Source organism: Herbaspirillum camelliae (genome assembly GCF_001929405.1).
Lineage (GTDB): Bacteria > Pseudomonadota > Gammaproteobacteria > Burkholderiales > Burkholderiaceae_D > Herbaspirillum > Herbaspirillum seropedicae.
This window is the reverse complement of the sequence record NZ_KV880769.1, coordinates 5,241,086-5,257,639: the sequence shown is the minus strand read 5'-3', so window position 1 is coordinate 5,257,639 and position 16,554 is coordinate 5,241,086. Positions and strand designations below refer to the sequence as shown.

At 59.4% G+C, this 16,554-nt stretch carries 25 protein-coding genes, 1 tRNA gene and 1 pseudogene; 5 read left to right on the top strand and 22 right to left on the bottom strand.

Features of this window, described 5'->3' with window-relative positions:
- Positions 1 to 875: 875 nt before the first annotated feature.
- Positions 876 to 1,304 (bottom strand): NAD-GH domain containing protein, encoded by a 429-nt coding sequence (locus BGK68_RS23585; RefSeq protein ID WP_233149395.1) that lies wholly within the window; start codon positions 1,302 to 1,304, stop codon positions 876 to 878.
- 34 nt (positions 1,305 to 1,338) lie between these two features.
- Positions 1,339 to 1,938, bottom strand: coding sequence for a gamma-glutamylcyclotransferase (locus BGK68_RS23580; RefSeq protein WP_075259072.1), 600 nt, complete (start codon positions 1,936 to 1,938; stop codon positions 1,339 to 1,341).
- A gap of 188 nt (positions 1,939 to 2,126) precedes the next feature.
- On the opposite strand from BGK68_RS23580, the gene BGK68_RS27920 reads away from it, so the two are divergent.
- Entirely contained in the window at positions 2,127 to 2,270 is a 144-nt protein-coding gene (locus BGK68_RS27920) for a hypothetical protein (RefSeq protein ID WP_158035510.1), read from the top strand.
- Positions 2,271 to 2,393: 123 nt separating this feature from the next.
- On the opposite strand, the gene BGK68_RS23575 is transcribed toward BGK68_RS27920, so the two are convergent.
- The 4 genes from BGK68_RS23575 to BGK68_RS23560 form a co-directional block, all read right to left on the bottom strand.
- The gene (locus tag BGK68_RS23575; protein WP_075259071.1) at positions 2,394 to 3,458 is read right to left on the bottom strand and encodes a quinone-dependent dihydroorotate dehydrogenase; all 1,065 of its coding nucleotides are present in this window, start codon (positions 3,456 to 3,458) and stop codon (positions 2,394 to 2,396) included.
- 127 nt (positions 3,459 to 3,585) lie between these two features.
- Positions 3,586 to 4,314: an arginyltransferase gene (locus BGK68_RS23570; RefSeq protein WP_075259070.1), complete on the bottom strand. Its 729-nt coding sequence runs from the start codon at positions 4,312 to 4,314 to the stop codon at positions 3,586 to 3,588.
- A 136-nt stretch (positions 4,315 to 4,450) separates the two neighbouring features.
- The gene (gene aat / locus BGK68_RS23565; RefSeq protein WP_075259069.1) at positions 4,451 to 5,194 is read right to left on the bottom strand and encodes a leucyl/phenylalanyl-tRNA--protein transferase; all 744 of its coding nucleotides are present in this window, start codon (positions 5,192 to 5,194) and stop codon (positions 4,451 to 4,453) included.
- A gap of 14 nt (positions 5,195 to 5,208) precedes the next feature.
- The gene (locus BGK68_RS23560) at positions 5,209 to 5,775 is read right to left on the bottom strand and encodes an NUDIX hydrolase (protein ID WP_075259068.1); all 567 of its coding nucleotides are present in this window, start codon (positions 5,773 to 5,775) and stop codon (positions 5,209 to 5,211) included.
- A 202-nt stretch (positions 5,776 to 5,977) separates the two neighbouring features.
- On the opposite strand from BGK68_RS23560, the gene BGK68_RS23555 reads away from it, so the two are divergent.
- Positions 5,978 to 6,054 (top strand) — tRNA-Met (locus BGK68_RS23555).
- 367 nt (positions 6,055 to 6,421) lie between these two features.
- Positions 6,422 to 6,793: a hypothetical protein gene (locus tag BGK68_RS28450; RefSeq protein WP_233149394.1), complete on the top strand. Its 372-nt coding sequence runs from the start codon at positions 6,422 to 6,424 to the stop codon at positions 6,791 to 6,793.
- Here BGK68_RS28450 and BGK68_RS28445 read toward each other — a convergent pair.
- The 15 genes and pseudogenes from BGK68_RS28445 to BGK68_RS23485 form a co-directional block, all read right to left on the bottom strand.
- A pseudogene (locus BGK68_RS28445) lies at positions 6,794 to 7,597 on the bottom strand (recombinase family protein); the annotation flags it as partial.
- 168 nt (positions 7,598 to 7,765) lie between these two features.
- A complete protein-coding gene (locus BGK68_RS23545) occupies positions 7,766 to 8,527 on the bottom strand; it encodes a PRTRC system ThiF family protein (protein WP_075259067.1) in 762 nt (253 codons plus the stop codon).
- Position 8,528: 1 nt separating this feature from the next.
- Positions 8,529 to 9,281 (bottom strand): PRTRC system protein A, encoded by a 753-nt coding sequence (locus BGK68_RS23540; protein WP_075259066.1) that lies wholly within the window; start codon positions 9,279 to 9,281, stop codon positions 8,529 to 8,531.
- A complete protein-coding gene (locus BGK68_RS23535) occupies positions 9,278 to 10,036 on the bottom strand; it encodes a PRTRC system protein B (RefSeq protein ID WP_075259065.1) in 759 nt (252 codons plus the stop codon). Before BGK68_RS23535 ends, BGK68_RS23540 begins: the two co-directional genes overlap by 4 nt.
- Complete coding sequence (locus tag BGK68_RS23530; protein WP_083657880.1) at positions 10,033 to 11,061, bottom strand: PRTRC system protein F; 1,029 nt, start codon at positions 11,059 to 11,061, stop codon at positions 10,033 to 10,035. The genes BGK68_RS23535 and BGK68_RS23530 overlap by 4 nt, the downstream gene beginning before the upstream one ends.
- Positions 11,058 to 11,447, bottom strand: coding sequence for a PRTRC system protein C (locus BGK68_RS23525; RefSeq protein WP_075259063.1), 390 nt, complete (start codon positions 11,445 to 11,447; stop codon positions 11,058 to 11,060). Before BGK68_RS23525 ends, BGK68_RS23530 begins: the two co-directional genes overlap by 4 nt.
- A gap of 11 nt (positions 11,448 to 11,458) precedes the next feature.
- Positions 11,459 to 12,136: a PRTRC system protein E gene (locus BGK68_RS23520; protein WP_075259062.1), complete on the bottom strand. Its 678-nt coding sequence runs from the start codon at positions 12,134 to 12,136 to the stop codon at positions 11,459 to 11,461.
- 30 nt (positions 12,137 to 12,166) lie between these two features.
- Positions 12,167 to 12,667: a hypothetical protein gene (locus BGK68_RS23515; RefSeq protein WP_143433149.1), complete on the bottom strand. Its 501-nt coding sequence runs from the start codon at positions 12,665 to 12,667 to the stop codon at positions 12,167 to 12,169.
- Complete coding sequence (locus BGK68_RS23510) at positions 12,654 to 12,863, bottom strand: hypothetical protein (RefSeq protein ID WP_075259060.1); 210 nt, start codon at positions 12,861 to 12,863, stop codon at positions 12,654 to 12,656. The genes BGK68_RS23515 and BGK68_RS23510 overlap by 14 nt, the downstream gene beginning before the upstream one ends.
- 2 nt (positions 12,864 to 12,865) lie before the next feature.
- The gene (locus BGK68_RS23505) at positions 12,866 to 13,117 is read right to left on the bottom strand and encodes a hypothetical protein (protein WP_075259059.1); all 252 of its coding nucleotides are present in this window, start codon (positions 13,115 to 13,117) and stop codon (positions 12,866 to 12,868) included.
- Positions 13,114 to 13,257: a hypothetical protein gene (locus BGK68_RS27915; RefSeq protein ID WP_158035508.1), complete on the bottom strand. Its 144-nt coding sequence runs from the start codon at positions 13,255 to 13,257 to the stop codon at positions 13,114 to 13,116. Before BGK68_RS27915 ends, BGK68_RS23505 begins: the two co-directional genes overlap by 4 nt.
- The gene (locus BGK68_RS23500; protein WP_075259058.1) at positions 13,254 to 13,532 is read right to left on the bottom strand and encodes a hypothetical protein; all 279 of its coding nucleotides are present in this window, start codon (positions 13,530 to 13,532) and stop codon (positions 13,254 to 13,256) included. Before BGK68_RS23500 ends, BGK68_RS27915 begins: the two co-directional genes overlap by 4 nt.
- On the bottom strand, positions 13,529 to 13,852 hold the full coding sequence (locus BGK68_RS23495) for a hypothetical protein (RefSeq protein ID WP_075259057.1): 324 nt from the start codon (positions 13,850 to 13,852) through the stop codon (positions 13,529 to 13,531). Before BGK68_RS23495 ends, BGK68_RS23500 begins: the two co-directional genes overlap by 4 nt.
- A gap of 146 nt (positions 13,853 to 13,998) precedes the next feature.
- Entirely contained in the window at positions 13,999 to 14,760 is a 762-nt protein-coding gene (locus BGK68_RS23490) for a S24 family peptidase (RefSeq protein ID WP_083657879.1), read from the bottom strand.
- 285 nt (positions 14,761 to 15,045) lie between these two features.
- Positions 15,046 to 15,348: a hypothetical protein gene (locus BGK68_RS23485; RefSeq protein WP_143433148.1), complete on the bottom strand. Its 303-nt coding sequence runs from the start codon at positions 15,346 to 15,348 to the stop codon at positions 15,046 to 15,048.
- Between the two features lie 84 nt (positions 15,349 to 15,432).
- Between BGK68_RS23485 and BGK68_RS23480 the strand changes: the two genes are divergently transcribed.
- Both BGK68_RS23480 and BGK68_RS23475 read left to right on the top strand, forming a co-directional pair.
- Positions 15,433 to 15,957: a phage regulatory CII family protein gene (locus BGK68_RS23480; RefSeq protein WP_233149393.1), complete on the top strand. Its 525-nt coding sequence runs from the start codon at positions 15,433 to 15,435 to the stop codon at positions 15,955 to 15,957.
- Positions 15,957 to 16,184, top strand: coding sequence for a DUF7696 family protein (locus tag BGK68_RS23475; RefSeq protein WP_075259053.1), 228 nt, complete (start codon positions 15,957 to 15,959; stop codon positions 16,182 to 16,184). Before BGK68_RS23480 ends, BGK68_RS23475 begins: the two co-directional genes overlap by 1 nt.
- A gap of 81 nt (positions 16,185 to 16,265) precedes the next feature.
- Here the strand turns inward: BGK68_RS23475 and BGK68_RS23470 are convergent, their stop codons facing one another.
- The gene (locus BGK68_RS23470) at positions 16,266 to 16,499 is read right to left on the bottom strand and encodes a hypothetical protein (protein ID WP_075259052.1); all 234 of its coding nucleotides are present in this window, start codon (positions 16,497 to 16,499) and stop codon (positions 16,266 to 16,268) included.
- Positions 16,500 to 16,554: the final 55 nt, after the last annotated feature.

The window sequence follows — 16,554 nt, the reverse complement described above, 5'->3', positions numbered from 1 at the left end:
CTTGTAAAGTCGTCCAAAGGAGGATTTTGGGGGCGGGTGACAACACTTTCCGGTTCAAGGTTGCCCGCTGGGGATATTGCTGAACTGGCAACGACTGTCGAATCCAACGAAACCAGGGGCGCAGGCACAGCCTTGCAGGGCCAGTAGCAGGCCGGTGGCGGCGAGGATGGAGGCAAGACGCTTCATGCGGTGACTTTCGGTCCAGTTTGCAAACGCTCAAGTGTAATGAGCCGTCAGCGCTTTGCAAGCCGGGTGGCCGGGGTTATCTTTTCATGTTTCCCGAAGACAGCGATATGGCGGGTGCACATATCTGATATCACTCATGGTGATGTTAGGGGGAATGTCCCGTGACCAAGCGGAAAAAAGAGGCGAGATACCCAAACAAAAAGCGGTGATTGTCGCCATTGCAATGCGACAATCACCGCTTTTCGGGTTCTGCCCAGGTCATCTTGCCGCCGCTTGAAAGCGAGGGCAGGATGCCAGGCCAGGGAAGCTGCTTACTTGACCGAAATCAGGTAGCGCGCGACCATGGCGCCGATGAGCAGGGTGTACGGCAGGATGTCGGCGACGATGTTCATGGTGAGCTCCGTGAGAAAAATTGATCTGTTGCATTGCAATATATTCGTATCGCCGCCACGTCGCCAATTTTGAATGACAATACCAGTTATCGAATTCGTGAATAACTTTGGCCCTGCTGTTTTTGTTCGATGTTCTGGATAAATTAATTCCTTTTAAATCAAATACTTATAGTCGTTCTCGTGACGCCGCGCGTCTCTGCTGGTCCCTGCAAAACAATGCCCCTGCGGCACGGTGTGTCATCCGTGCGACAGGGGCATGGTGTGTTGCCCGGCGCAAGCCGGCGCGGAAGGATCGGATCAGGGGGTGGGTGTACCTGTTCTTATCTTCACGCCGCCCAGGTCGGTGCCGACCTGCAATTGATAGGAGGCCCCAGGACGCACCTGCAGGGTCAGCTTGTCTTCCGAGGTGGACGAAGAGTTGGAGAGCGTATGGACGCGTTTGGCGCCCAGGTCGTAGCTGCCGGGCTTGAGCCAGATCGTCAGGTGTTCACCGCCGATGATCTGGGCCAGCGTCACGTCATTGATGGTCAATTCCAGCATGTCGTTGTTGAGCAGGCCGCCCGGGCGCTGGAACTGCACCCGCGACAGGCCCTCGGCCTGCTCGGTCATGCTCTTGATGTAGACCCGTGCAGGCGGGATATCGCCGCTGGCCGTGCGCTGTACCGGAGTGGCGCAGGCAGCCAGGGCGAGGGCGACGGTGATGCTGGCGGCAAGAGCTTTGATCATGTTCCTCATCCTTGTGTTGTTGAAATCAGGGGTATCAGCGGGTATCGATTGATGCAGGCAGGGCGGCGCCAGGATCCAGTTGCAGCAGGTGATGCTCGATCTCGAATACGTGGCGGTCTTGCGCGCCCAGCTCGCGCAGCGCCTGCGCCAGCTTGAGCAGGTATTCGCTGTTGCGTCCGCTGGGGCCGGCGGCGCGGGCAATCTGCCGGGCGATCTCCAGTTCGCTCGCCGGGCCGGCAAAGGCCTCGTTCTCTTCCGAGGCAATGTAGATCAGCCCTTCAGCGCTCTGGCCCGACTCAAAGAGGATGGGCGTGACCAGGCGCAGATAGCCGTTCTTTTCACGGTGATCGAGGTGGGCAAAGACTTCCGGCGTGATCAGATAGGCCATGCCCGCGCAAATCGCATCCTCCTGCGCAACCAGGGTGACGACTCGCCCCGGCGCTTCGGCCGTGCCACGGTGATCGTGCGAGCCCTGCCAGAAGCGCCGCGCCCAGCCCTTGATATGCGCCGCACGGCGTTCCAGGTAAGGAAAGTCCGCCTTGAAGATGATGGAGCCATAGCCGAACAGCCAGACACTGGCATGGTCGTCGAAGTGGCGCATCTGGCGGTTGAAATCGATGGTGTTGACGGACATGGGATGCAAATCGGGATGACGGCCTTGGCCATCGCAAGCCTGTCATTATAGAGGTGAAATCTTTCCTGATAGACTTGTCGCACCCCCGTCTTTTGCGCATAAAATGGCGCCTGCCGACAGGTGGTGTGGCGACGGCAGGGGCCGTTTGCCAGTCCGGTGGCCGCCATCCGATTTTTCAGGGGAATATCATGCGTTTCGTCGTCATGCTGCTGACGCTGGTCGTCGGCGTGGTACTGGCCGGTTGCGAAAAGACCGATTTCGAGAAGAAGGCCGAATCCGACGCCAACGCGCGACGGGCCTTCAACCTCAAGCAAGATTCTTCCAAGGATTGAGGCGCGATCATGCATGCCCACCATGGGCAAGGATGAAAAAACAGCAGACCCGGTGATGCGGCCTGCTGTTTTTGTTTGTGCAGCGAGTTGCTTGCGCGCTGAAGCTATTGGCTATCTATTGCTTCAGTGATGCGAGCTGGCCAGAACCGGCATGCGCAGCGCTTCGGCGCATTCCCTGACCAGGGCCGGTCCTTGATAGATGAGGCCGGTGTAGAGCTGCACCAGCGAGGCGCCGGCATCGATCTTGGCCCGCGCATCGGCGCCGCTGAAGATGCCGCCCACGCCGATGATGGGCAGGGCATCGCCGACTTCGGCCTTCAGGCCACGGATCACCTGGTTGGACAGCTCCAGCACCGGTTTTCCCGACAGCCCGCCGGCTTCTTCCCCATGCGGCATGCCCTTGACCGCATCGCGCGTGATGGTGGTGTTGGTGGCGATGACGCCATCGATCTGATGGCGCAGCAGCGCATCGGCGACGTTCTTGACCTGTTCCATGTCCATGTCCGGCGCGATCTTCAGCGCCACCGGCACATAACGGCCATGAAGGTCAGCCAGCCGGCGCTGGGCCGACTTCAGCTGCGACAGCAGGGCATCCAGCTCGGATGCGCCCTGCAACTGACGCAGGTTCTTGGTGTTGGGCGAGGAAATATTGACCGTCACATAGCTGGCATAGGGATAGACCTTCTCCAGGCAATGCACGTAATCCTCGGCGGCGCGCTCGATGGGCGTGTCGGCATTCTTGCCGATGTTCAGGCCCAGCACGCCCTGGCGTTCCTGATAGAAGCGCGACGACTGCACATTGGCCACGAAGGCATCGACCCCACCATTGTTGAAGCCCATGCGGTTGATCACCGCGCTGGCGGTTGGCAGGCGGAACATGCGCGGCAGCGGGTTGCCCGGCTGGGCGCGCGGCGTCACGGTGCCGACCTCGATGAAGCCAAAGCCCAGCGCCGCCAGACCGTCGATGTAGGCGCCATCCTTGTCCAGGCCTGCCGCCATGCCCACCGGATTGGGGAAGGTGATGCCCATCACGGTACGTGGATCGGCCGCCGGCCGCCGACCCAGGAAGTCGGTCAGGCTGTAACGGGCCGCGCAGCGCAGCGCCGGCAGCACCAGGTGGTGGGCCGTTTCAGGTTCGAGGGAGAACAGCAGGGGACGCGCAAGTGCGTAGAGGAATTTGTCGGACACGATGGTAAAGGCGGATGGCGATAAAAAGTGCCGCTATTCTACGCGAGCCGCCGCCTGTTTCCGTCAATTTGGCCCGCCCAGGCGGCATTTGCGGCACCATCTGCGGGCGATGCGCCACAGTGGCGAACTAGCCTTCCAGCGGCGACCATTCGCCGTCATAGAGCGCTTCCAGCGGCTGGAAGTTGGTCTTGTAGGCCATCTTCTGGCTTTCCTTGATCCAGTAGCCCAGGTAGACATAGGGCATGTCCAGCTGGCGCGCCTGCTCGATTTGCCACAGGATGTTGTAGGTGCCGAAGGAAGCCGTCGGCAGGTCCGGATCGAAGAAGGTATAGACCGAGGACAGGCCGTCATTGAGCACATCGATGATGCTGACCATGCGCAGCGTACCGTCGGCCTCGCGGAACTCGACCAGGCGGGTATTGACCTTGCTCTGCAGGAGGAACTGCGCGTACTGGTCGCGGCTGTCCTGGTCCATGCCGCCGCCGGCGTGGCGGGCGCACTGGTAGCGCAGGTAGAGCTCGTAATGTTCGTGGGCGTAGGTCAGGTTGGTGACCAGCGTCTGCAGGCCGCGATTGCGGTCCCAGGCGCGGCGCTGGCTGCGGTTGCGCTGGAAGTCCGCCACGCGGATGCGCACCGGCGTGCAGGCATGGCAGCCATCGCAGTAGGGCCGATAGGTGAAGATGCCGCTGCGGCGGAAACCTGTCTTGACCAGTTCCGAATAGACATCGGCATTGATGAGGTGCGAAGGCGTGGCCACTTGCGAACGGGCCTGCTGGTCATCCAGATAACTGCACGGATAAGGCGCAGTTGCATAGAACTGCAACGTGGAGAACGGCAAGTCTTTGAGATGCGTCATGTGCCTCCTGTCCTGTCTTGCGGGAAGCCAGCGGCGCGCTTGAGGGCCGGCCGGTCCGTGGGTCAGGTTCCAATTTACACCATTTTGTCAGCTCCGGTGAACCGGGATGGCGCAGACAGCTGCGCTGGATCATGGCTCAGGGACGCCGCACCAGCGGGATACCCGCCTCCAGCAGGTCCAGCGGCGCCCACCCACGGATCTGCGGCCACTGGATGGCAGCGCGCAGATGGCGCAGGAAATCGCTACGGGCAATGGGACGTGCGCCCAGCGATGCGAGGTGGGCCGTTTCCTGCTGGCAGTCGATCATTTCCACGCCATGGCTGCGCAGGAAGAACACCAGATGCGCCAGCGCCACCTTGGAGGCATCGCTGACCCGGGCAAACATCGATTCGCCATAGAACATGCGCCCGATCGAGACCCCATAGGCCCCACCCACCAGTTCGCCGTTGAGCCAGACCTCGGCAGAGTGCGCATAGCCGGCCAGGTGCAAGCCCAGGTAGCCCTGCATGATCTCGGGCGAGATCCAGGTACCATGCTCATGCCGGCGCGGCCCGGCGCAGCCCTGCATGACTTGTTCGAAGGCGGTATCGAAGCTGACCTGCCAGAGGCCGTCGCCTTGACGGCTACGCTCGATGCGGCGCAGGGTTTTCTTGAGGCTGTCGGAGACGACGAACTGGTCGGTGCGCAGGACCATGCGCGGATCGGTGCTCCACCAGAGGATAGGCTGGCCTTCGGAGAACCAGGGGAAGATGCCATGGCGATAGGCCTCCAGCAGCCGCGCCGGCGACAGGTCGGCCCCGGCCGCCAGCAGCCCCGGCGGATCTTTCAATGCGCGCGAGACATCGGGGAAGGGAGTGTCCAGGTCCAGCCAGGCGATCATCCTCAGTCCTGCGTTCAGATCATGCGGCGGCGGATATCTTCGGTGTGCAGCGTGAAGCTGCCTTCACCGCTGCGGACCTTCTTGAGGTCCGCGAAGAAAGCGCGCAGGGTGAACTCCACCGTCGGGAAGGCGATGTCCTGCCAGGGGATCTGTTCTTCGGTATAGAGATCGACTTCCAGGCTTTCGATGCCGGCATGGTAATCCAGGTCGAGCAGGGTCGCCCGATAGAACAGGTGGACCTGATGCACATGCGGCACATTGACCAGCGAGAAAAGCTCATGGAGCTGCACGCGGGCGCCGGCTTCCTCATCGGTTTCGCGGCGGGCGGCGTCTTCGGTGGTCTCGTCGTTTTCCATGAAACCGGCCGGCAGGGTCCAGTAACCCAGGCGTGGCTCGATGGCGCGCTTGCAGAGCAGGACTTTGGTCTGGCCGTTTTCTTCCCAGATCGGAATCGATCCGACCACCATCTTGGGATTCTGATAATGGATGGCCCCGCAGTTGCCGCAGACATAGCGCAGGCGCGTGTCATCGGGAGGAATCTGCTGTGATACCGTCTGACCGCACTCGGAACAGAATTTCATAGGGGCTCGGATCTGTCTGTCTATATATAGGTATGTGATCGGCTAACCGGGCCGTTTGCAGCGTTCTTTCGTGCCCTCTCTATATAAGAGGGTAAAACAGGGCGCTGGAACCGTCCGGGAGGGTAGAAGTGTATCACTGTAAAAAGATTGCAGAAAATGTTTGCATTCCGATTTTAGCTGTCCTATAATTGTGTTCTTCAGACGCGGGGTGGAGCAGTCTGGCAGCTCGTCGGGCTCATAACCCGAAGGTCGTAGGTTCAAATCCTGCCCCCGCAACCACCGATATAGACGGCCCGGCTACTTGCTTAAGTAGTCGGGCCGTTGCCATTCTGGCCCATACCTGGTTATCTTCCCGAACCTCAAGCTGGATCGAGCCGAAGATATCGCCAAGGATCTTCCTGGCCATCAGCGGATTCTCCCGAAGCGCATCAGTCAGGTTCATCAGGATCTCGTTGAAGATGCTGGCGACATTAGGCGTGCGTGCTGCCTCACTGGCAGCTTTCAAGGCAAGTCTGCGCTGCAGCGCGCTACGATCATTCTCTAAGGCCTTCAACTTGGCCGCCAGCGCTTCCGAGGCGCCCACCATAGTGATGGCGTCGATCACCCGACCGATCTCGGCAGTCAGCTGGGTGATGCGTTTGGTGGCTTGGGCGACATCCTCGGTCGAGCCAGTGTTTTCTATAAGCATCTCGTCAAAAGCCCTTTCGAACTCGGCGGCAGCCATCGGCGACAGCAGCTCTGCGCGGATGATCGAAATCAGGCGCTTCTCAACCAGGTCTCTTGGAATCGAGAAGCCTTTGCATACGGCCGGGCCTCTGTCCTTCGCGGCCGCGCAACCGTAACGATCCGCGTTGATCGCCACCACGGCGCCGCCGCAGTGCGGGCAAAGCATCATTCCCCCAAAGAGGGTCGTCGCCGGTCGAACCTGGCGCTTGCGCCCATGCTCGTCCCGTCCGGCATCAATGCGTTCGCGCACGCGGCGCCAGAGTTCGTCATCAATGATGCGCAGCTCTGGTAGGCTGGCCATCTGCCATTCCTCCCGGGGGCGCTCTGTTCTTTGACGGCGGCCGGTATCCGGGTCTTTAATCCATTGAGATCTGTTCCAGACGTACTGCCCCACATACATCGAGTTATTCAAGATGCCCGAGCCCTTCACCGGGCTGCCATAGATCGCGGACACGGCCCACGTGCTATCGCGCGGCGATGGTACGCCTTGGTTATTCAGTTCATGGGCGATCCGCTGCACGCTGTTTCCTGCGGCATATTGCTCGAAAATCCAAACGACCCAGCGTGCCTGGCTTTCATTGATCCTGTACGTGCTCCCGCCATCCGACTTCACGATGTCATACCCGTACGACTTCCCGCCCGCGATGTATCCCCGCTCCACTTGGCCGGCCTGGCCGCGATGCGTCTTGCTGCGTAGGTCGTCCAAGTAGAGATCGTTGATCAGCCCTCGGACGCCACGCATTATCTTGCGACCGCTGTGCCGCGAGTCGTAGCCATCTGAAACGCCAATGATCCGGATGCCACGATGCTCCAGGCGACGGACAATCTGCTCTTGCTCGACCTGGTCGCGCGCAAGGCGGTCCAGGCCTTCCACCAGTAGCAGATCAAAGCGGCCGGCGAGCGCGTCAGCCAGCATCGCGTTGCCGGCAGGACGGGTACCTACAGCGGTCGAGCCAGAGATGGCAGCATCGCAGCGCTCGAATTCGACCGTTGCGCCCTCCCGGTCAGCCCGGGCGCGGCACACACGTAACTGATCGTCGAGGGAGGTCTCGCTCTGTTTGTCGCTGCTATACCGTGCGTAGATCGTTGCCTTCATTACCATTGTGTGTCGTTGATGTTGCTGTGTTGGGCTGGTTGCCGGCCAGCCAGCTTTTCACGGCTTGGGCGGCAAGCAAGCGGATCAAGGGCCGCATGCTTGATGTGTTTTGAAGCATATCAGCTGCCACAAAGGGCGAGTCGGGTCGCCTTCCTTGTCCGCCTTTTCTCATGATGAGGTCTCCTGGGGGCCCTTCACTGCCATTGGCACCATGCGGCCAGCCTTCAAATTCATAAATGCACCGTGCCAGTTCACCTGGCCATGACGAAACATTTCCCAGAGAAGCTGGAGCGCTGGCGTCACCACGGATTGGTTGACGAACAGCTCTTGCTTTTCCAATGCTTCGGCCAGGCCGCAACTCGGGGTGTCGTCTTCCGGGATCGCGACATTGATCAGCTCTGGAAGAATGTCATATGGATAGGGCAGGCGAACGTGCCCTGCAGGAGTGCGCTCGCCAGCGGTGATATGTGTTCTCGGCTGGCCGAGAATGACCTGGCCATCAGATGCTCGGTTGCCGAGGTCCATCACATAGTGAGGCTCTCGACTCCAGCTGTTGATCTGCTGATCAATCTCATGGCGCGCCGCTATGCTGTCTACGCATACGATCACCATGGCGGCATTCCCATGTCCAGAATAGCGATCAGGATAGGCCTTCCAGTTCAATCCGAAAAAAGCGTTGATGCGATGTGTCAGCACGATGGCCTTGGATTGTCCGACGTCGGCGCGCGTGAAAAGCTGGCGTGCCAGGTTGGCTTCGCTCACCGTGTCAGGGTCCCAACTGCGGACCATCAAGCCGGGATGCCCAAGCGCCTGCAGTGCATGGTCCAGCCTGGCCAGGCCAGTGAGCATCTGCGAGCCGTTTCCCCCGCAGCCGATCAGATCAATCTCTACCACCTTCTCCAACAGATGGGGATGAGTGAAATGCGGCATCTCACCCTCCAAACAGCTTTTCCGCTGGCACGGTGATAGGAGCATAGAGTCCCAGCATGCACAGGCGGAAGGATACGGTAGGGGAGTCGCTATCCAGGTTGCCGATGACCCCTGCAAACTTTACGCTGCCGGCGTCGTCCAGATTGTCCTGGTCACTGAAGAATGCAGGCATCGTGCCGTGGCTATGGATATCGATCGCCAATGACTGGTGGGCCGGCAATGTGTCGGTGCGATAGCGGACCGAGCCAGGGGTGGCATCCTCGATTTGCAGTTGGACAGGCACCAGCTGACCAACATCGCTATCCCATGCGATGTGGCAGATATCCTCGTTGGGGAGTCTGCTCATGGCTTGTTTGGCGAAGGAGCGCATCAAATCAATGGCGCAACTGAGGCGACCGAAGGATAGCTGGTTGCGGGGAGCGATCTCGCCGAACGGCATGGCCACGGTCCGTTGCTCGCTCAGGCGGACGATTGAGTGGAGCCAGGGGCGGCGGACCTCCAGATAGAGGCCGTCGCGCGCCAGCAGGAAACGGTGCTTGTTCTCTTCGATGGGAACGAACATGCCGTGTTGGGGTACCACCGCCACCGGTGCTGCCAAGAAGCTGGCTTGATCGAGCGAGGCAGCTGGATCATCGCCGGCAGCGGCGATGGGGTAGAGCGAATGGAGAGAGCTGGCCGCCCGGCGCAGAACTGCAATCTCCTCGCTTGCAGTGTTGATCGTCTTCTGCAGGTTGTCAAAGGCAATGGCGTTCATTTGATCAGTTCCTTAATTTTTTGAGAAAGATTGGTTTTGCACGGGACCAGCCATTTTGCCCAGTCCCATGGTGTGGCCGGGTTGTCCAGCAAGTGTTTCCACATCGGGATGGCGCCACCCTGGCAGCTGACCAGGTCGGGATCATTCGGATGGGTGAATCGGCTGCCATAGAAGGCGCGCTCGTAGTCCTTGATTGCCTCGGCGTCCATTGACTTCGGCATGGCCACGTTTCCGGTGCAGACCTCACCGGTCTTCCAGACGTTGAAATAGGGCGCTTTGTACAGCAGGGTTTCCGGTTGCGGACGTTCCTCACCTACTGTCGAGAACGCGTACAGACGGCCGGAACTCACAATAAAGATCACGCCCGGTTGTCTGATGGTTGCGCTCGCCTCTCCGATCACGTCATCTTGCGTTTTGAACCAAAGGTGACGCTGCTGAGGAGGGCACCACCACGCGATCAAGCGAGGTGCCATATACAGCAGGTGCTCGGGGATGAAGCCTGAAAACGCGGCGGCCGCAGAGATCTTCTCGCCCAGTTGCGCAAGTACCTTTTTGCTGGGTGCGCTGCCCGGACCGAGCAATGGAACGTCCGGTGCGTCTTCGGCATAGATCACCTGGTGATTGCTGGCGTATACCGACCGACCGTCGCCTGATGAGTACAGCAGGAAGGCACCAATCAGATCCATTTCCTTTGACTCCTCGGCCTCGACGATACCGAAGCTGGCCGCCTGGCTGCGCAGTTGAACTCTGCTCATGTGCGCGCCCCTATCAGGAGGATCAGTTCTTCTACCCGACGCGCCAGACCCAGCATTTCCTCCATGGCGGCGAGACGCTTCTTCACGGAACGTACATCGAGTGACAGTTCGCTGGCTGTGACCATTTCTGTCGATTCCCCTTGCATGAACATGCTGAAGGCATCGTCGATAACGCGTGTCGTGGCATCGTCATCGCTCCAGGCCAGTGCCATCGTGGCGCTGATGGGGTCGACCAAGGCATCAATACGGCAAGCGCCGATGTCAGCGCGCCGAACGAATTCAGGGCGCTGGCCCCATGCGCTAATACTGTCGCAGGCCGCAATAACTTCCCGAGTCAGCGAAGTCTCTGCGGCATGCAACGCCTGCTTCCGCGAACACACTCGCTTGGGCGTGACCAGCCAATCGGGAATATTCCTGAAGAAGTCGGCCCTCCTGAATACCTCGTAATCTGCAAGAAACTGCTCCACCGATGAGGCGCCACTCTCTTCATACTCGAACGAGATATTGGCGAATGCAACTTCATCAGCCTCACCTTGCCAGTAGTGATACTGGGCCAGCCCGAAGACGGTGTTGGGGCTGAGCGTATACGGGAGGTAGGCCAGCGCATCGTAGAGGAGGGCAAGCACCGTTTGACCGAGCCCGTGCCGCTCCTCCTCCAAGTGGCTGATCGCACGCTCCATCGTCAGCAGGGGGAATCGATCTTCGATGTCCAGGCAGAACGCGGCGTCGGCCGTGCTGCCGTAATGCCCGATGTCCCGAGTTGTCTGAATGGACGGCTGTAGTCGGAAGAGGTTAAGGCCGTGCGCATGTTCATTCCACCAGCGAGAGAGGGCCACCTTGCAGAGTTCGGTCTCATCTCGCGCCGTCTGGAGGTCCGCCTCGTCGACCAGATCAGTCTGCAAGAGGCAAATAGCGAGATCGCGCGCAATCGGTCGTTCACCCGCACCGGCCGGCCAGATGGCGGTCGGGATTGCCGTGCTGAGTCGCGGCAAGATCCAAGGGGTAGTCCGAGCATCCAATTTCATGGCAGCACCGACATGGAGTGGCTGGAGGGGGTGAATGCGTCGCCGCGTAGCGGTGCCCGGAGTACCTCCTGCAGCGCCAGCGCGATAAGGGTATTCGGTCGGGCAGAGGTGACCACAGAATTAGAAGTGGCACCGGCCAGCGTGCCTTTTTCTTGCAGGAGGCGCAGGGCTTTATGCTTGTCGAGCCCCTTTGTGCCGACTGCGCGCCGGAATGTGTAGATCTGGCGATTGCCCGTCATTTCAGGCCCTTCGATGTCTGCATTGAGCAACTCGGGATAGTGGTTCGCGTAGAACTCACGCACCTGGGTGAGCGAAAAGGATGAGCTCGGATCAGCCAGCTTGACGCTGCCGTACTTGAATTCGCGGATCAGTTCTTCGGTTTGCATGGTGATGGCTTTCAGAATTCAATGTCGGAGAAAGCCCCGCCGGACTGCGCAGCGGGAGTTGGGGTAGAAGCGGCTTTGCCAGCCTCGCTGTCGGACACTGGAGGCGGTTGATTGCTGGCAGGCGTGGTCTGCCAGTCCTTATCGAGCGCAGCTGCTGGAATGGTCTCGCTGGCACCTTTGGAGGTGGTCGCCGGCCCTGGGGAGGATGCTGCAGCGTCCTCGGTCTCGATCGCGGGGGCCGAGGTCTGGCTAGCCTGCTCTTGGGGTTTCGCCGCGCCATCAGCGCTTTGAGGTTCTCCGGTGTGATCGGGCTTGGCCGCCGACGAAGGCTCGGGGCTCTTGTTTTGCTGTCTTCCAGTCTTGGGCGCGCCTTTCCCCGGCTTGCTTTCCTTGCCGCCAGCTTTGCTGCCGGTGCTGGTCGCCGCGCTGTCTTCCGCGTCCTCTTGTTCTGCGGCGGCGGCAACTTGGTCTAGGAGGGAGCGGCGGGGTGCGCTCCACATCTGCATGGCTTGGGCGAAGTCGCGGTCAAGTTCGTCCGCGCTGGCCAGGAGCGAAAGCGGCCGCAGTGCCGGCGTGGTGTTCGGATCCTTGCTGACTGGAGTAATGTTGACGCGCATGAGGTCGCCCTCGGGCGCGATGGAAATGAGGAGCGTCGATTTACTGGCGAGCTCCTGCAGGGCTTTGAACATATCAATCCTTTCGGTTTATGCGCGCCAGGTTTAGGCGGCGCGGTAGATGTAGCGGTGGCGCGTGCCGCGACGGTAGATGCGGTGCTCGTCGGCCATTTGTTCGAGCACAGGAGAAACCTTGGAAATTTGCATGCGGAGCGCATGCGCGACGGAGGCGCAGTCCATTTCGCCGCCGGCGCCGAGCAGGGCGGCGATGCGCCCCTGCAGCACTACGTCGCCAAACATCGGCGTTTCAGAGTTGGGAGCATGATGCGCGGCGCGAACGGGAATCGCAGCATGGCGCCGCTGGTGCATGCGGCAGTCTTCCTCACTGGGGCTGCTGATCTGGTGCCCGATCACTGTCCCCTCGTGGAGGATGTAGTAGTTCGTGTAGAGAGTGCCACGTAGCGGGACGCGGCGGATCACGAACTCGCCAATGGCGAACGGGCGGAAGTCGCGCGGTGATGTCGGGTCGTAGCGCTCAATGTCGCTATATACGCTCAGGCTTGAGGCGGTGGTGGGCAAGTCGAAAAAGTATTCAGTCATGGTCATTGGCTTGTGCCAGCTTTCTATCGTTGGCGCGCAGCTGCTGTAGGCGTGCTTCTTCTCGCCAGTTTTTGCGCGCGACTAGCCTGATCAGTGCCGCGAAGGGCGGCAGCTGCATGGCTTCTTCAAATGGTTGGGGTATGCGGCATTCGCGGTGCGCGCGGCGGAGCTGTTCGTCCGGCCAGTCGGGCGCTCCGGACATGCTTAGTCCTTGGCGCAGGCGCGCTGCCTTGCGAGGGCGTGCCTATCGTCGTCAGGCCATGCCGCCGCGCAGAGTGCGTCAAGTTGCTCCTGAATGGGCGGCGTCAGCACAATTGCAGGTTCGTCGTCCGTAGCGGCTGGCGGCCTACCATCGGCGCCAGCAATCGCATAGGCAGCGAGCAGAGCGGCGGCTGCAGCCGCGCCAGCGAGAAGATGCTTGATGCCCGCGAGCACAGTTTTAATGATGGTCATCATGCTGGCCTCGCTTCAATTTTCTTGTAGGGCCAGAAGTCCAGGATGTGCTGTTCGATAGCGCCAGCGGCGCTGTCGGCGATGGTATGCATCCGAATCGGAGTGCCGACGAAGGGAGTGACAATAAGTAGGAATGCCATCATGCTGCTCCTCCATCTGCCTGCTCGGCAGGTGAAACTTGGGCTATGACCTGACGTTCGAAGTTGATGTCTCTGCCTTGGAAGTGGTAGAGGGCAGGGGGCGTGCATGCCAGGAAACGTCGGATGATCTCGCGACCGATCGTCTCTGTGGTCTCGCAGGCTTCCTTGTCACCAAAGGGCTTGCTCTGCGCCTGCGCGGCATGCCAAAGAGCGGCGAGAAACTCATCGGTGTAGTTGTGGAGGTTTTCCCGGTCGAACTCAAGCGTAATGGTCATCATGCCTGGCCTCGCGAGGTCAGCTTTGCCTTGATATCGGCGTAGGAGATCGCACCCGTCACGCGGCAATTCGTGAGGGCAATGGCATTGCTCGGGATGCGCTGGCCGGGGCGCCAGTCCTCAATGATCCGGTCCTTCTTGAAGTAGGTCAGTAGTTCTTTGGCGCGCCGGGCCTTGCCGCAGCCTTGTGGACCATAGATAACGATCGCGCCTGCGGGTGCGCTGGCCTTCGCATCGAAGCGCTGCTCCTCTAGGATGTGGCGGGCTTCGTTGCGGCCGCGATTTGCTAAGAAGTTGAAGTGTTGGAATGCCTTGCTGGTCATGGTGGCCTCTCCGTTTATTAGCGTTGCTGATGAACGGATTATTAGCTGCGCTCTTTTATATGTCAAGAGCATTGCTAATAAAGTGGCCGAAAAAAACACCGCTGTACGCGGTGTTGATGTTGCAAGAGAGATACCTTAGACCGGCTCTATAGGACAGAGCTCTGTCTAAAGACCACTCGACCAATGATTATGCAGAGGGTGCCTCGGCAGATTTTTCGAGGATATCGGCTCTGATCGGGATTATCCGAGACCATCCACCATTCCCCGTTATCGCGAACAAGCCGCTTAATCACCGCCTCGCCCTCGTAGTTGAAGGAAAAAATTTTGTTGTCTGCCGGTTTTGTGTCTGCCAGGTTTGTGACTGCGATGTCGCCCTCGAAGAGGGTTCTTTCCATGCTGGCCCCTTTTACTTTTGTGGCCACAAGGAAGCGCGGGTCCAGGCCCTCGGCCCGTATAACCTCCGCTGGCATAAAGATGGGCGGCCCGTCTTCCGTGCATTCCTCCACCGGTACGCCGTTCACTCCAGCTCGCAAATTGAGCTTGAGAGTGCGGACACGCACCAGGCGGCTGTCTGCTTCAGCTTCATCAGCACTCAGCACTTTCCCGAGTTTGGGTGTTTCTTCGTTCTGATCCATTTGCACCACTCCTTCGAGGGCAGCGGTAAGGCGCGGACTGATCTTTTTCGGATCTGCCCCGATCACCTTGCAGAGTGCAAGTAAGGCGGTCAGGTTCAGCGGAATGATTCCCCGCATGTATTGGCTCACCACGCCTTGGGTTCCAAGTCCCGATTCTGCCGCAAACCATGTTTGTGTCGCCCCTGGGTGGGTCGTCTTATACAAGGTCCAGGCCGTGCGCAAGCGTCCGGCTTCTAGGGTTTCTTCGGGTGTGAGGGATCTGCGTTGTGTCATACCTAGATTTTATTAGTAAGCCTAATCGTCAGCGAATCGGCTTGAAAAGCAGTGCTTATAATGTAAAATAAGAGCTGTGCTTATAAATGGTGCTGAAAATGAGACTGGATTCTTACCTCAAGGAAAACAAGCTATCGCAGCGCGAGTTTGGGCAGCGGCTTGTCCCGGCCGTAACTCAGGGGCTTATGAGCCAATGGATAAAGGGGAAAACCCGCATCACGTTGGACTACGCTCTTCAAATCAACGATCTGAGTTCGGGAAGAGTGACTCCGCGTGACTGTGCCCTTATGTACGGCGCCGCTGAGGTCGCTCAGTCGCCAAAGACTTCAGAGCATCTCGCGTCAGGATCTGACGTTCTGCGTCCACGCTTGGGCGGCCCGTTGGTATCTGAAGGCTCTGCAGTGTCGTCGCAATGAGTGGTGCAAGAGTCTCGTCATGGCTCGCGAATGCCACCGCAAGTGCAGCAATCACCTCGCTCATTGCCGCCCGCTGTGTGTTAATCACGTCAGCAAAGTGGCGCGACCGCTTCAGTAATTTCTCGAACAGCTTCTGCGCTTCATCGTGCTGGGCTTCTTCTTTCGATTGCATTTTTGTTCCCCGCGTCATTGGTATGGCCCGCAGGTTAACAGCGGTCCTATTCCGTGGCGACGGTAAAAAAAGGAGATGTTTACCGTGACCCATCGTCATCTTGAAATGAATCAGCACGATGCCCTTTACCGGATGGCGCGCGCCTATCCCGGTGGCATCGAGGCGCTGGCGGCCCGTATGGGTAAGTCGCCTAACACTCTTCGCAACAAGCTGCGTCCTGAAATCGTTACCCATGCAATGAGTTTCGAGGAGGTCAGCGAGGTTCTTGAGCTCTGCGAAGGGGCCAAGGTCAAAGATGCGCTCCAGCCGTTGCAGGCCTTTAACGCCCGCCACGGCATGGCGGCATTCCGCATGCCGGAGGTCAATGACCAGGATGATGAGCAATTGCTCGATACCGTCTATCGCGTCATGAAGGAGATCGGCCAGGTGGCCGAGACCGTCTCCGTTGCGCTGGAAGATGGGCGCATCACGGCGCAGGAACTGGATCTCATCGAGAAGAAGTTCGCCCAAGGCATCTCTGCCTTGGGTGAGTGGCGCGAGCGTGTGCGCCAGCGCGCGGAGCGTGATGGTGCGGTGCATCCGCAGAAGAAAGCGGCAAAGGGGCGCTGATGGTCAGCGATACCAGTTCGCTGGATTGGCAGCTGGACTGCCTGGCGCGACACATCCTCGACATGCCCACCAAAGCTGCTCGTATCGAGTTCCTGGAGCGCATGCGTGCGAATAGGGCAAAGGGGGCAGGGCCGGATGCAGCAGCCGATGCGGATAGGTTCGTGGACGATCTGCGCCGGCGGATTTTGAGACAACACGAGCTGCGTAAGGCAGCGCGCAACAATTAGGAGGAACTGTGATTCTAATGCAAAACGTTGAGGATGCTTTTACCCAATGCGAGACTGTCGCTGCTAGAGCTTTCCTGATTTTTAGCGAAGCGCGGCACCCAGCGACACAAAAATGCGCGTCATCGTCTCATCAGCAACTGGATTCAAGCCACCTGTCTCCTGATGGGTCGCACGGTATTCCTCCAGATCAGAAATAAGTTGCAAAGGGTCGATGCCTTGGCGGGAAAGGCAGCAGATCAACGCATTGAAAACTTGCGTGGTGCTCTCTGCAACAGCCCTTGCATCCTGGTCTTTGAGCATTTGGAAGGTGGCCATGCGGTTCTCCTTTTGTTGTGGTTGAGACCCACATTATCCTTCATTACCTCAGGGG